Raw genomic sequence first — 15,613 nt, forward strand, 5'->3', positions numbered from 1 at the left:
TTGTATGCTGAGCAAAATCCTGTATCTCTCAAGGAAAGCAAATTTCTCAAATTCTACTCAATTCTTCGCTCAAACTGACCTATATCAGTTCCTGGCCCTTTAAACTGGCTCTAAGGAAATTCTAAGAAATTTTTAATCTGCTCCTTAGTCGAGTATACCTTCTTGCTTGAAGAATAAACGCAACAGTCACTAAACCAATCAATTGTTTAGTCGATTAGACTAACTTCCTTATGCATACTCGCGCTGGTTTACTCAGTTTATTAATTGGTATCACCCTGACGGCCTGTTCTGATCATAGTGAGCAAAAGTCGGAAGCAACCGCTCTGACGCTTCCTGTTATTCAATTGACGGAACAGGATGCTACGCTCGATCACTTTTATACGGGTGAGCTGGAAGCAGTTCAGAATGTAGAAGTACGCGCTCGGGTAGCAGGGTATCTGGATAAAATCTTAATCGACGAAGGGCGACCCGTTCGTAAAGGCCAGCTATTATTCCAGCTTAATCCAACCGAATATCAAGTTGAAGTTGATCGGGGGCAGGCCAGTCTGGAAAGTGCGATGGCTGAAGAGCAATCGGCGGCTGTGGAACTGGAACGGGTTAAGCTCCTGGTCGGGAAAAATGTTATTTCACCTTCTGAACTGAAGCTGGCTAAAGCGAAAATGGAAACGGCTCGCTCCGCCATCAATGCGGCTAAAGCAGCGCTGACGAAAGCCCGGTTTCATGTATCGCTGACCAGCATCCGCGCACCCTTCGACGGGGTTATTAACCGGATTCCGTTTAAACGCGGAAGTCTGATCGAAGAAGGAGCTTTACTCACGAGTATCTCCGACCTGCGGGAAATGTATGCCTATTTCCACGTTTCGGAGAAAGAGTACCTGGCGTTCATCAAGAAACGGCGCGACCCGGATAAAACTACCGTTCGGGAGGTCGATCTGTTGCTGGCCGATGATACCCCTTATCCGTTCAAAGGGAAAATTGAGACCACCGAAACCGAATTTGAGGGTAATTCGGGCACCATTGCGTTCCGGGCCAGTTTCCCGAATCCCAACCGATTGCTCCGTCATGGTGCTACCGGCAAAATACGACTTGCTACAGAAGTGGACGATGCTGTTCTGGTTCCACAGAAAGCCGTATTCGAAGTACAGGATAAAAACTTCGTCTATGTGGTCGACGCCAAAAATAGAGTCCGCACCCGAAGTTTTGTTCCCCGGAGCCGGGTCGATCAAATGTATGTTGTCCAGTCGGGCCTAAAGGCGGGGGATCGGATCGTATACGAAGGTATCCAGAGCCTCAAAGATGGGATGACCATTATTCCAAAAGCACTGCCCGCCAAACACCTACAGGCTCTTTACGCATCGGCTCATTAATGGTCATTTTCTTTGCGTCATTCGGTAGGCATCGACTACTCGAAAACAATCTGTGGCCCTGAATGACATGAAGCACAGGACAACTAACTGACCATCAACAACCTTTTAGAAGATGTTCAATATATTCATCAAACGGCCTTTATTATCAACGGTTATTTCCGTGCTGCTGGTACTGCTGGGGATATGGGCCCTAACAGGGCTACCTGTTACGCAGTTTCCGGATATCGTGCCGCCTTCGGTAACGGTAACGACCAGATATACAGGCGCCAGTGCCGACGTATGTGTAAAAGCGGTAGCCACCCCACTTGAACGAGCTATCAACGGGGTACCGAACATGACCTACATGACCTCTATTTCGGGAAATGATGGGACTACACTGATTACCGTATTCTTTAAAGTAGGTACTGACCCGGATCTGGCAGCGGTGAACGTACAGAATCGGGTTACGACCGTCATAGACGAACTCCCGGAAGAGGTGATCAAAGCGGGGGTTGTGACTGAAAAAGAGGTCAATAGTATGTTGCTGTACCTCAATATCGTCAGTGATGACCCTACTGTAGACGAAAAATTTATCTACAATTTCGCCGACATCAATGTACTGGCCGAGTTGAAGCGGATCGACGGGGTTGGGTTTGCCGCCATTATGGGTAGTCGCGATTACTCCATGCGCGTGTGGCTCAAACCCGACCGCATGACGGCCTATAACGTATCGGCCAATGAGATTGTGGAGGCCATTCGCAAGCAGAACGTAGAAGCCGCTCCCGGCAAAGCTGGTGAAGCCGCCGACAAAGCTCCGCAGGTACTACAATACGTTCTGCGCTACACGGGTAAGTTTTTTGAACCGCAACAGTACGAGAATCTGGTTATTCGAACCGAGAAGGATGGCTCATTACTTTTTCTAAAGGATGTAGCTGACGTTGAATTTGGCTCGCTGGACTATTCCGTACTCTCGAAAAACGATGGCCGCCCTTCTGCTTCGATTATGCTGAAGCAACGGCCAGGTTCCAATGCCAGCGACGTGATTGCGGCCGTCAAACAGCGAATGACCGAGTTGAAAGAAACGTCGTTTCCGGCGGGTATGACCTACAACTACGCTTACGACGTGTCGCGGTTTCTGGATGCTTCGATCCATGAAGTGATTCGCACGCTGATGGAAGCCTTCCTGCTGGTGTTTGTGATTGTCTTTCTCTTTTTGCAGGACTGGCGATCGACTCTGATCTGTGCGCTGGCCGTTCCGGTGGCATTGATTGGTACGTTCACCTTCATGAGTGCCATTGATTTCTCGATCAACCTGCTGACCCTGTTTGCCTTAGTGCTGGCGATTGGGATTGTGGTCGATAACGCCATCGTTGTGGTTGAAGCCGTCCATGCGCGTATGGAGGAAGAGCATCTGCCCCCCCGAAAAGCGACGTTTGCTGCCATGCACGATATTGCCGGGGCCATTGTTGCCATCACGCTGGTGATGTCGGCGGTGTTTGTTCCCGTTGCGTTTATGTCGGGGCCCGTCGGTATTTTTTACCGGCAGTTCTCGCTGACACTTGCCATCGCCATCGTGATTTCGGGTATCAACGCCCTCACACTTACTCCGGCTTTATGTGCCCTGCTGCTTCGCCCTGTTCATCACGAGAAAAAAGGATTGCTCGGTCGATTCTTTGCCCGTTTCAATCGGGGGTACGAATCGCTGGCGAATGGTTACCAGCGGTTGCTGCGTCGAATAGTCAGTCGAAGTGTGGTTACGTGGGGGTTGTTACTTGCGTTCGCGCTGGGTACCTGGGGTGTACTTCAGTTATTGCCGGGTGGATTTATCCCTACCGAAGATCAGGGCATGATTTACGTTAACGTAACAACACCTGCCGGAGCCACTGTCGACCGGACCGAGAAAGTACTGGACGGTATTGAAGAAATAGCTTCCAGGCAGGAATCGGTCGAAAACGTATCGACACTGGCGGGGTACAGCCTGCTTACCGACGGTGCAGGCGCGTCGTATGGTATGGCCATGATCAACCTCAAACACTGGGACGACCGGACGGTTTCGACCGATGAGCTGATCAAAATACTGGAGAACGAGACAAAAGGTATTACAGACGCCAGTATTCAGTTTTTCCCACCACCGACCGTACCGGGCTTTGGGAATTCCAGCGGTTTTGAACTGCGTTTGCTGGACCGTGGCCGCAGCGACGACCTGCAAAAAACGAACAAAGTGGTTCAGGGATTTATCGAAGCGCTTAAAAAACGGCCCGAAATCAGCGATGCCTTTACCAGTTTCGACCCCAGTTTTCCTCAATACCTGCTCCACGTCGATCAGCAAAAAGCCTCACAGAAAGGCGTTTCGATCGATAATGCGATGAGCACACTGCAAACACTGATGGGGAGTTACTATGCGTCCAACTTTATCCGCTTCGGGCAGATGTACAAAGTCATGGTACAGGCGGCTCCGAGCTACCGGGTCAAACCGGAAGATGTACTGAATATGCGGGTCAAAAATGATCAGGGTGAAATGGTGCCGTATGCCAACTTCGTTAGTCTGGAGCGTATCTATGGACCTGAGCAGCTTACTCGCTATAACATGTACACCTCTGCCATGATCAATGGCGATGCGGCTCCTGGGTATAGCAGTGGGGATGCGATACGGGCGGTTGAAGAAGTAGCGGCCAAAGAACTGCCCAAAGGATTTGGGTTTGAATGGTCGGGGATGTCAAGGGAGGAAGTCAAGTCAGGCGATCAGGCAGTGTATATTTTCGCTATTTGCCTGGTGTTTGTTTACCTGTTGCTGGTGGCTCAGTACGAAAGTGTGCTGCTACCGCTGCCCGTTCTATTATCTCTGCCTACGGGTATTTTCGGCTCGTTTGCCTTTCTGCAACTGGCCGGACTCCAAAACAATATTTATGCGCAGGTAGCGCTGGTTATGCTGATCGGACTACTGGGTAAAAATGCCATCCTGATCGTTGAATTCGCTAACCAGCGCCAACGCGAAGGAGCCTCCATTATCGATGCTGCTCTGGAGGGAGCCGTTTCCCGTTTGCGCCCGATTCTGATGACATCTTTTGCGTTCATTGCCGGGCTGGTTCCACTCTGTATGGCGGCTGGCGCGGGCGCACTCGGCAACCGATCCATCGGTACGGCAGCGGCTGGTGGCATGCTGACGGGCACACTCTTCGGCCTGATTCTAATTCCCGGTCTGTTCGTCTTTTTTGCCAGACTGGGCAAACGCTTCGCTCCAAAACCGGATGATGACGACGATAACGAGGATATTCATCCGCTGGATTTAGATTCCCAACACATTGTTTCATCTACGCCAAAACAAGTCAATGGTCAAGTTATTCACAGTTCGTAACCTATGTTGGCGGAGCAGTCCGTTGCTGCTAGTGGTGGGGCTATTGGCTAGCTGTCAGCTTCCCAAACCTTTGTTACAACCCATTAAGCAGCCTGTTCCTGCTTCATTCGCCCGTCAACCCCAAACCGACTCGGCCAGTATAGCGGCTCAAAGCTGGCGCACCTTTTTTGCCGACGATAACCTGGTCCAACTAATCGATACAGCCCTGAGCAGTAACCTGGATCTCCGCATTGCCACCCAACGAATCGAGGTTGCCCGGGCCAATTTTGAATATAGTCGTGGTTTTCTGGCTCCTCAGGTCAATGCCGTGGCATCGGCTGGGGTTGATCGATATGGGAAATACACCATGACCGGCGTTGGTAATTACGACACCAACCTATCCGATAACATTCGGGAAAATCAACTTACGCCAAACCCGACACCCGATTATTTTCTGGGCGCCCGCAGTTCGTGGGAAATCGATATATGGGGCAAACTCCGAAATCGTAAAAAATCGGCGTATATCCGCGTGTTGGCGTCTGAAAAAGGGCGACAGGCGGTTGTTACGGCACTGGTTGCCGAGATTGCCCAGTATTATTACAACCTCCTGGCCTTGGATGGTGAACTGGAGATTCTCCGGGAAAATATTGATTATCAGCAGAAGGCTGTCGATTTGGTGCGTATTCAGAAACAAGCCGGACGAGTTACGGAACTGGCCGTTCAGCAGTTTACGGCCCAACTGATCAATACACAAAGTAGACTTGGACAGGTGCAGCAACAGATTGTTGAGAATGAGAACCAGTTAAATCGACTGCTTGGTCGCTACCCACACCCCATCCGTCGTGGACGATCCTTACAGGACCGAGAGCTACCGAGTCAGATTGTAGCGGGGCTGCCTGCTCAGATGCTCGTTCGGCGCCCGGATATTCAGCAGGCTGAACTTGAGTTGCAGGCAGCTCATATCGATGTTGATGTTGCCCGTGCTGAATTCCTTCCAAGCCTGAACCTATCGGCCTATCTGGGCCTGAATGCCTTCCGTACGGCCGTACTGTTCAATCCGGCTTCTATAGCTGCTGGTTTGCTGGGGGGCTTATCGGCGCCTATTCTGAATCGACGTTCGCTAAAAGCGAATTACCAGCAAACGGTTGCTCAAAGCCGGGAGTCCTTATACCGCTACCAGCAAATTATTCAAACGGGGTTTGGCGAAGTAATGACCAACTTGCGTGGTATCGAAAATTATCGACAGGTAGCCCAGTTAAAATCGCAGGAGGTCAATATGCTTCAACAGGCCGTATCGACCTCAAATGACCTGTTTGTCAATGGCTATGCTTCTTATTTGGAAGTAATTACTGCTCAGCGCAGTGTACTGGAAGCCGAACTGGCACTAATCAATACAAAGCAGGCTCAGTTTGGAGCCTTAACCAATCTATACCGTTCATTGGGTGGAGGCTGGCAATAAAATCACGTCAGAAAGTATCCGTTTAATCTTTTGACACGCAGTGAAAGCTGCGTGTTTTTTTATCCTGTTCAGGTGTTAAGCTAATCAACTATTAATGTAAATACGAAAGTTTAAACAGGTACATTCGATAAATTACCTGTAATTTTTTGTTGATTAGTCACTCCGGCCTTACTTTGTATGTAGCGCTTTAGAGAGGAATCGGCCAACTCACTCTGCAAAGGAGTAAGTTGGAAAAGAAGCGTCCCTGTTGTGGCGTTAATCAACTCAGAAAGAACCGTGTCCACTCATAAAATGCCTACACCAAGCGAACGACGACTAAGGCCTGTGTTAATTCTAATCCTTGCCCTACTAAGCAGTAGTTTGTTACTATTTGTCTACATGGCCATTAAAGGCTACTTAATGGAATAATCGTCTGGCCTATCGATTCCCCACATTACTTACTATTCACTATACATCCATGATGCTTTTTTCTACCAGAACAGCTTCTTGCCGATCGGTAATTTGTTTACTACTTTTTATCTGTGGGACTTTACTTCAGGGCTGTCGTTCGGATGGAAGCGATATCAATCCGTCAAATTCTCCACTATATGGACTTTGGACAGGTAGCTATTCGGTTTCAGCTACCGATCCGACATACGTTGGAAAATCCTTCTTTTTTAGTTTTACGATTTACGAGGATGGAACAATGACGTATAAAAGTAAAACGCCGGGAAACGATGTATATGCCTTTGGAACCTGGAGCTTAAGTGGCACCAACTTTTCGTTTAAAGTAACAACATTGAATTATGATGGCGGTTATCAGCATGTGCAGGCAGGAAGCGCCACGTATACCAGTAGCCAAAATATGTTATCCAATGGAACGATAACTGATTCTGTAACTGGAGGTAAGTCTTCTTGGACAATGACAAGGGTAAACTAAGGCCCTATGTACGTGTATACTACACAAAACCCTACCAACGTTGGTAGGGCTTGTCGGTCCATAAAATGACCACATTGCGTCGGTCACTCTTTAGACTGAATTTTCCTGGTTTGAGTCACAAAAAAGATATTGTACTGTAATAATCGTGTTTCTGTGTTAATATTACAGTCGGCATTGGCATGTTTTGCTACTCGCTTTGTCTCCGAGTCTTGTTGAAGTGCTTTATTAAGATATACGCTTAGTAAATTTATTAAGCTATATTTTATAATTATTGAATTTTTAATCATCTATGTGGAAACAAAGCTCAACCACCATGAAGACAAAAACCAACGTTAGTCTATTGAAAGAGTATATTAAGACGCTAGTCGCAACAGAAGTTGAATTTCCTGGAGTAATGCCACGAGAGTGGGGAAATGAATTTACCAGGAATGAACTATCGGCTATATACTTTACGCTAAAATTCGTTCTCAAATCAGCAGAGCCTAAAACCAGGCTGATTCTGATGGATGCATTCAAAAATGTACATCATCCGGGAATGAATATGCACTGGTTTTTATGTGACTTCTGGCCGGAAATTGCCCCTCTTCTGACAAAGCAACAGGCGTCGGAAGTTCAATATCCATCGGCTAAACGAGTAAAAACTCCACAAGGGCTTGATCTGGCTTTGTTGAACTTAATGAAAGAAACGGTAAACCAATAAGCTAATACATTGCCTTTAATACAGGTGGTTATTAACGACAGAAAAAGTTTATTGGCTTCATAGGTCTGAAAATTGATTTTGTCCTGCTGAAGTTACAGCAGGACAGAATCAATTTTCAGTTACGCTTATTTTAAACGGTTAGAACAGATTCAATAAGATGGAAAGGCTAAAGGCGATTTCTTGCGCCTTTAGCCTTTTGGCTTAATAGGTTATTTCCGCTGGAATAGTCTGTGGGCGTTTCGGGCACAAGGTAGTTATATAGCGTTCGGCTAGTTCGTTTGTATTGTATGACGCCAGTTCGACGGATAGTTTCAGCACGTTTTCTCGATACTTTATGTCGGTTAAGAGCGTTTCAACCGCTTTATAAATTTGGGTGGGTTTTGGTCTTTCCGTTCTCAGATCTATACCAACCTGACAATAAGCTAGTCGGGCAGCAATTTCATTTTTGCCTTCGTGGACACCAGCTGCTACAATTGGTAACTTATGCTGCAGGCCTAACATCACGCCACCATAGCCACCATTGGTAATATAAACATTGGCATAGGGCATCACTCTATTAAAGTCGATATAGTCTTCAATCAACGCGTTACTAATCGGAAAGCGGTTTCGAAGTTCATTGGTTTGTGAGCCGCCTGTGGTGGCAATAACAAGCGTTTCTGGCTCATTTTTAAAGGCTTCCAGCGTTGGTACGATTAATTTCTCTACATCGCGTTCGATGGTGCCCTGAGTAACAAGAATGATTCGTTTGAAAGTAGATAGTTTCCTAACTAGCTCATAGGCCCACTTTTTGCCTTTACTGTAGGGAAGAAGCGGGCCTATAAAACGAATGTTTGGACTAATACGTTGTCGAGGGTACTCGAATCCCGGTACCCCGCTTTGCAGATACAAATCGGAGGTATGTATAAGGTCATCAAATACAAAATCGCTGGCTGGAGGCATGCCATATTGTCGACGATACTGGTTATAAAGAGCATGGCATGTTTTAAGAGCATAACCCTGAATAAGATACCGAACCAGGCCTAGAAACCGTTGGCCAAGCCAATCTTTACGAGGGCTTAATCCGAGTCCTGATGCGCCAACATAAGCGTCTGATTCGGCAAGAGGGACTACACCAATGCCTACTGTTTTGATCCCTAATACATGCTTGGCAAATACCCCCCCTGTAAAGCCTACATCATGGACCAATAGGTCAAATTTCCATTCTGCATGAATTTCGGTCAGATCTTCGATAAATTCAGGGGTTCGAAGCAAGAATATCTGGTAAATATCGAACCGGAGCCGGGCTAAAGGGCTTTTTAGAGCAGCTCGTTCTGGAAACAGACGATCCAGATTGTACTGATTGACTGTCTGGGCTTTTTTGAATGGGTAATGGTGAATGCCCAATTGACGAACTTTTTGTCCATAATGCCCGCCAACATACCATCGCACATCGTACCCTGCCTGCTGCAAATGTACGGCGAGTCCAGTTAATGGGCTAAAATGGCCATCCATTGGCATGGTGGCAAAGAGAATGCGTTGAGGTGTCATCGTTTCGTTGTTTAACCCAAAGTTGCATTCTGTCCTATCGGGTGCCAATGATCGTTGCTATGAAACGGAATAAACGCCCGTTGAAGTGAGGGGTAGGTCTTCTTTGAATCGGATTAGGCAGTCAAGGCCATTCAATAGATTAGCTCGTGTAAGTATCAGAATAATAGGTATTTGGAATGATTTTTGCAACTATTTGCGGATCGTCAAAGGCTATCTGAGCGTACCGTAGAGCGCAGAAATTTATACGTTGGCAGCCTAGTTTTTTTGTGGTTATATTAGTGGATATCGCTACGATAAGTAACCAAAGTAGACGCACTAACTGCTACCGAACAGTAAATAGTGGCGTCGGGTCGCTAATCAAATTGGGCACTATAGGCGTACATTTGGTTATAGACTTTTCCGGTTTTCTCACGTTTCATATTTGGCATAGATTATGATGGCATCTACATCACGACTTTTCAAGGGTAATCGATTCGTAGTTGGGTTGCTTATTTTAGGCTTCCCCTCCCTGGTTTTGGGTCAGTCCAACTATGCTGTTACAACGCCTAACTCGGTCACTCCTGGTAATTTCAATACATTGGTTGGGCCGTTTGCCGGGAATAGCTCCATGCGTGGATTGTATAACGTATTTATGGGGTATAATGCTGGCCAGTCGACCACAACAGGCTATTATAATGTCTTTATGGGGTTTGGAACCGGACAGGCCAACACAACGGGTTCTCAAAACACATTTGTTGGTATAAATGTCGGTGCCAATAACACGATTGGTTCTCAGAATGCTATTGTAGGGGGGTATGCTGGGCAGTTCAACACAACTGGCTTTTCAAATTCATTTTTAGGCTCATACGCTGGATATAGCAATACGATCGGCTCTCAGAATGTGTTCCTGGGTACGTATGCTGGGTATACCAACCTGACTGGCGTCGACAATGCGTTTGTCGGTAGCTTTGCCGGGTATAGAAGTACAGGCTCACAAAATGCGTTTGTCGGTAGCTTTGCCGGGTATAATAATTCGACTGGTGCCCGAAATGCGTTTTTAGGATTTAATGCGGGGCGGGCCGGTACTACTGGATCACAGAATGTATTTATTGGAACGGAAGCAGGCTTTAGTACGACTACAGGCTCCTATAACGCATTCAACGGGTATCGTGCCGGATATAGTAATACAATTGGTGCCCAAAATGTATTTGTGGGAGAGAGTACTGGCTTCAACAATACAACCGGACTTAATAATACATTTATCGGAAATACATCAAGCTTCTCGAATACAATAGGGTCGAATAACGTATCGGTTGGTATCCGGGCAGGCTACAGCAATCTGTCGGGTTCTAATAATGTGTTAGTTGGGGATTCTGCGGGTTATGCAAACACGGTAGGCAATAATGTGTTCATCGGTTCTAAAGCTGGCTTTCTGAATCAGATTGGGGCACAAAATACGTTTATCGGTTTCCAGTCAGGTTACAGCGCCACAGCCGGGCTCAATACATTTGTTGGTTATTTATCCGGCCGTGCCAATACGACCGGAACTCAGAACACTTTTTTAGGCGCTACTGCTGGTCGAAATACGACAACGGGTTCTTCCAACTTATTTGTGGGCGATAGCGTAGGGCAGGCAAATACAGTTGGGCGATTCAATACGTTTCTGGGTAGCCGGAGTGGCTTTCGTAACGTAAGCGGAGAAGGTAATACATTTATCGGTCAGCAGACTGGGTTCTCCAATGCAACCGGACTTAACAATACCTTTATTGGTAATGCGTCGAGTTTCTCCAACACAACCGGTTCGAACAACATATCGGTTGGTATCCGGGCAGGCTACAGTAATGTGGCAGGTTCGAATAATGTACTAGTTGGTGACTCTGCGGGTTACACCAATACAGTGGGCAATAATGTGTTTATCGGCTCTAAAGCTGGTTTTCTGAATACAGTCGGGCTTCAAAATACGTTTATCGGTTTCCAGTCAGGTTATAGCAGCACAGCCGGCGTCAATACATTTGTTGGTTATTTATCGGGCCGCGCTAATACGACCGGAACTCAGAACACCTTTCTAGGGGTAACCACTGGGCGAAGTAATACAACAGGCTCCTCTAACCTGTTTGTAGGCGATAGCGTAGGGCAGGCAAACACCGTGGGGCGCTTTAATACGTTTCTGGGGAGTCTTAGCGGGTTTCGCAATGTAACTGGCGAGAGTAACGTTTTTGTGGGCCAGCAAACGGGTTATAGTAATCTATCTGGGATAGGAAACACGTTTATTGGCTATAATACGGGATATGCGAATACGACTGGTTATAGCAACATCGCTCTGGGGATTCGCGCCAATTATGCCAATACCACAGGGCATAATAATGTGATGATTGGTGATTCGGCTGGTTATAGTAATTCAAATTCAGGAAACGTTTTTGTAGGGTCTAAAGCAGGATACGCTACCACGTCAGGTGGGCTTAATGTGTTTGCTGGTAATCAAGCTGGAATTAAAAATAGCACGGGCGGCTCCAACTCCTTTTTTGGTAACCTGTCTGGCTTCAATAATACGTCCGGTAGTGGAAATACTTTTGTTGGTGATAGCACAGGTTACACAAACAATAGTGGCTCCCGAAATACATACATAGGGCAACGGTCTGGATTCATCGGTAATGCAACAGGTACGAATAATGTGTTTATTGGTTATGCTGCCGGTATTAATGCCGCAAATACCAGCATCACCAATTCAGCTGCTATTGGTGCCAATGCTATTGTTAATCAGAGTAATTCAATTGTATTGGGCGGTACTGGAGTCAACTCAGTGAGCGTTGGCATAGGCAATACAGCTCCCAATGCTAAACTGGAGATTACATCATCGACATCTGGGGTGAGTGGTTTACGCTTTACCAACCTGACATCAGACTTTGTACCAACAGGTACGGTCACGAAGGTTTTGACGGTCAACGCAAACGGTGATGTATACCTGGCTAATGTAGCGTCAGGTACTGTTGTATCGACAACGGTTGTCTCTACTTCTGTCGTTAGCAATACAAATGTTGCTACCAGCGACAATCTATGGCTGCGCCAGAATGGGAATTTGTTTCCAGTTCGGGACGATGCTGTTGTGATTGGTGCTTTGGTTACTAAGATACCTGTTGGCTATAAATTGTACGTACAAGAGGGTATTTTAACCGAAAAAATCAAAGTGGCTATCAAAAACTCGGCCGAATGGAGCGACCATGTATTCGAACCCAGTTATCGACTGAAAAGTCTGAGTGAAGTTCAGCAATTCATACAACGGAATAAACATTTGCCAGGTATACCTTCTGCGAAAGAAATGGTAGAGCAGGGGAACGACCTCCATAAAACTGATGCCAAGCTGCTGGAAAAAATAGAAGAACTAACCTTGTACAGTATCCAGCTTGAAAAAGAAAATCAGGAGCAGCGAACAGTTAACCAGGAGCAGGAGAAGAAGCTTAAGTCAGTAGAGGAAGAGTTGCAAAGTTTGAAACAGATGGTTCAACAGCTATTGCAGAAATCGGATAAAAAGTAATCGGATAGCAAGCATCTTCATTCCATAAAAAAGCCCGACAGAGAGCTCTGTCGGGCTTTTTTATGGAATGAAGATGCTACAGATAATCGACAATTCGTTTGCCCGTAATGCCACTTTGTAGTTCCCGGCGCAGGACGGCCCGTCGACGGCGGGGATGGGTGGTTATGTATTTTACCCGCATTTTAAGGCCAAAGCTGACAAGCATATAAACACCAAACAAACCGGCAATAATAACGAGTGAAAACGTATTGGAAATGTTACGGTGCAATAGCAGAAATAAAATGGTATTGAATAACGAAACTCCGCAAAGAACGGCTGTTGCTCCAATATGCGACAGGCCATTATCGAGCAGAATATGGTGCATATGATTTCGATCGGCAGAAAATGGGGAACGCCCTGCCAGTATCCGAACCAGAAATACACGTAACGTATCGAAAATGGGTATAATCAGAACGACAATCGCCAGAATTGGGGCATTGAAAAAAGCTGTGGGCTCATACCGATAAGAGGCATTCAGACTGACAAAACGTACTGCGAAAAAAGCCAGCATGAACCCAATTATCAGGGAGCCAGTATTGCCCATGAAAATCTTACTCGTCTTCGAGAAATTGAACCGCAGAAAGCCCAGCAATGCCCCTGCCAGTGTGAAGGCTAAACAGGCCATCGAGAAGTGATTGGTCATTAAAAACCAACCCCCGAATGTACCGCTGGCAATCGTCGCAATACCACCCGCTAGTCCATCGATTCCATCAATCAGATTAATAGCATTTGTAAGGGCAATAAAAATGAAACAAGTGAGCAGGATACCAACAATTTCGGCCACATGATGAAAACCCATAATGCCGTATAGATAATCAACACGCAGGTCGCCAAAGAAAATCAGAATCATGGCCGCTAAAACCTGGAACATGATCTTTTTGGCTGGGTCGATGCCTACCAGATCGTCCTTAATGCCAATAAAAAACAGGATCGTCATCCCGGCAATGGATAAGTTTGTCCGATAAATTTCGGTTTGATCAATACTTGGCCATAGGAAATAGGAAATAAGCAGACCCGCAAAAATGGCAATCCCACCGAAGGTAGGGGTTGGCGTAGAGTGTGCCCGTCGTTCGCCCGGCTTCTCCATGAGTGATTTCAGCTCGGAGATTTTAATGATGACCGGGATCGCAACGACCGAAACAAAACAAGCAACCAGAAACGATAATACGCACTGGTACAGCCCGAGTGTAAACAGATCGTCTTTGAATTTATGTTGTAGGTAGGCAATGAATAAGTCTATGTTCATAAGGCAGGACGTTTAGATACTGATTCCCTTGCTGGGTATTTCGTCAGTTTGCGTCGAGTAATGCTACCTAAGCCAACCGTATAGTTTAATTTTTGGGTCGTAAGGAGCATAAAATTCATGGGTTTAGCTAATGAGAAAACAAAAATCTGATTTAACGGTATAGTTTATGACGGATTGTCATCTTTAGGAGGTTTGCTCACATATTGTTTGAGTTTACGTAATGGTTTCAGCCATAATGTAAAGAAGTAAGGTCTGAGGTCGTTCAGTTCCCAGGCTAGTTTGTCTTCCCGATTGGCTCGAAGCCGATTTTGCAAACTACTGTTGCTAATTCCTCCGGCTCGCATTACAATCGTTACCTCGTCCATATAAGCAATTTTGGCTTTATTTTTGTGAATGAACCGTAGCATGAGTTCGTAATCGGCAGCACTTTTCATGTCCAGTCGAAAAGAACCATATCGCTCATACAGCCAGCGTTTCGCAAAGAATGAAAGATGACCAGGCATCCATCCCCATAAAAAGGCATTCGTACTGTACCACCCTGATCGCCAGTAACGCTTGAGTTGTTGAGGGTTTACCCGGTTAACATAGAGCATATCGCCATAGACCGCGTCGCTACCTGTTCGTTCGAATGTCGCTACCATATGCTCGATAACACGGTTGTGTCGATAAAAGTCATCTGCATTCAGCAAGCCGATAACCTCACCAGTAGCCATACGAATACCTTTGTTCATAGCATCGTATAAGCCTTTGTCGGGTTCGGAGATAAACTGAGCAATTTTGGTGCCGTACGACTGAATAATATCGACCGTGCCATCTGTCGATTTTCCGTCTACAATGATGTACTCAATATCTGAATAAGTCTGATTCAGAATCGATTCGATGCAGTCTCGAATAAATTCCGCACCATTGTAAACAACCGTTATAATAGATACTTTCACGCTGTTATGGTTCGTTTGCGGACAAAGACTGCCGGATTGCCCTGATAAATGCTGTATGCGTTTAAGGAACGCGTAGCTACGGAATTGACCGACAGGACCGAGTGCGATTCGCAGCGAACACCCGCACAGACAACTGACCGAGCCCCAATCCAGACGCCATCTTCCAACGTAATCGGTTGGGTAGTCAGATCGAAGGTGATGCTTCGGTAGTTGTGGTTACCTGTTAGAATCATGGCTCCCTGCGACAGACAGGCGTTGCTGCCGATGACAACCTGACTTAAGTTGTCGATCCAGACCTGCTCACCAATCCAGACGTAATTGCCAATCTCCAATAGCCAGGGGTATTTGATACTTACCGCTGGTTTGATCATTACATTGTGGCCAACTTTAGCCCCGAACAACCGTAAAACCGCTATTTTGAGTTTGACAGGTATTGGCAAATAGGTATTTAGGAAATAGGCGTTCACAAGAAACCACAGCACAAGCCGCCAGCGTGGGCCATGGTTGTACCAGCTATTGTCGAAGCGTGACAGGTCTGTTTTTCCGTCGATCTGTTCCGTCATACTAATCGTGTTCCTGAATGAACCTATTGGG

The 15,613-nt window shown here is 46.4% G+C and carries 9 protein-coding genes; 5 read left to right on the top strand and 4 right to left on the bottom strand.

What is annotated here, in order from left to right; translation table 11 throughout:
- Positions 1-230 precede the first annotated feature (230 nt).
- The 4 genes from BGO59_RS08980 to BGO59_RS08995 all read left to right on the top strand — a co-directional run bounded on the left by BGO59_RS08980 (position 231) and on the right by BGO59_RS08995 (position 7,758).
- Complete coding sequence (locus BGO59_RS08980) at positions 231-1,367, top strand: efflux RND transporter periplasmic adaptor subunit (protein ID WP_293683288.1); 1,137 nt, start codon at positions 231-233, stop codon at positions 1,365-1,367.
- A gap of 112 nt (positions 1,368-1,479) precedes the next feature.
- Positions 1,480-4,701, top strand: coding sequence for an efflux RND transporter permease subunit (locus BGO59_RS08985; RefSeq protein WP_293683289.1), 3,222 nt, complete (start codon positions 1,480-1,482; stop codon positions 4,699-4,701).
- Positions 4,676-6,139: an efflux transporter outer membrane subunit gene (locus tag BGO59_RS08990; protein WP_293683290.1), complete on the top strand. Its 1,464-nt coding sequence runs from the start codon at positions 4,676-4,678 to the stop codon at positions 6,137-6,139. The genes BGO59_RS08985 and BGO59_RS08990 overlap by 26 nt, the downstream gene beginning before the upstream one ends.
- Positions 6,140-7,371: 1,232 nt before the next feature.
- Entirely contained in the window at positions 7,372-7,758 is a 387-nt protein-coding gene (locus BGO59_RS08995) for a hypothetical protein (protein ID WP_293683291.1), read from the top strand.
- Positions 7,759-7,959: 201 nt separating this feature from the next.
- Here BGO59_RS08995 and BGO59_RS09000 read toward each other — a convergent pair whose 3' ends face one another.
- Positions 7,960-9,285 carry a nucleotide disphospho-sugar-binding domain-containing protein gene (locus BGO59_RS09000; protein WP_293683292.1) on the bottom strand — a complete coding sequence of 442 codons (1,326 nt, stop codon included), beginning with the start codon at positions 9,283-9,285 and terminating at the stop codon, positions 7,960-7,962.
- A gap of 433 nt (positions 9,286-9,718) precedes the next feature.
- On the opposite strand from BGO59_RS09000, the gene BGO59_RS09005 reads away from it, so the two are divergent.
- Positions 9,719-12,796: a hypothetical protein gene (locus BGO59_RS09005; RefSeq protein ID WP_293683293.1), complete on the top strand. Its 3,078-nt coding sequence runs from the start codon at positions 9,719-9,721 to the stop codon at positions 12,794-12,796.
- 76 nt (positions 12,797-12,872) lie between these two features.
- On the opposite strand, the gene BGO59_RS09010 is transcribed toward BGO59_RS09005, so the two are convergent.
- The 3 genes from BGO59_RS09010 to BGO59_RS09020 form a co-directional block, all read right to left on the bottom strand.
- Positions 12,873-14,081, bottom strand: a complete 1,209-nt coding sequence (locus BGO59_RS09010; RefSeq protein ID WP_020595974.1) for a glycosyltransferase family 4 protein — start codon at positions 14,079-14,081, stop codon at positions 12,873-12,875.
- A gap of 164 nt (positions 14,082-14,245) precedes the next feature.
- The gene (locus BGO59_RS09015; protein WP_293683294.1) at positions 14,246-15,019 is read right to left on the bottom strand and encodes a glycosyltransferase family 2 protein; all 774 of its coding nucleotides are present in this window, start codon (positions 15,017-15,019) and stop codon (positions 14,246-14,248) included.
- Positions 15,016-15,582 carry a WcaF family extracellular polysaccharide biosynthesis acetyltransferase gene (locus tag BGO59_RS09020; RefSeq protein ID WP_293683295.1) on the bottom strand — a complete coding sequence of 189 codons (567 nt, stop codon included), beginning with the start codon at positions 15,580-15,582 and terminating at the stop codon, positions 15,016-15,018. Before BGO59_RS09020 ends, BGO59_RS09015 begins: the two co-directional genes overlap by 4 nt.
- Positions 15,583-15,613 lie beyond the last annotated feature (31 nt).

The organism is Spirosoma sp. 48-14 (genome assembly GCF_001898575.1).
GTDB lineage: Bacteria > Bacteroidota > Bacteroidia > Cytophagales > Spirosomataceae > Spirosoma.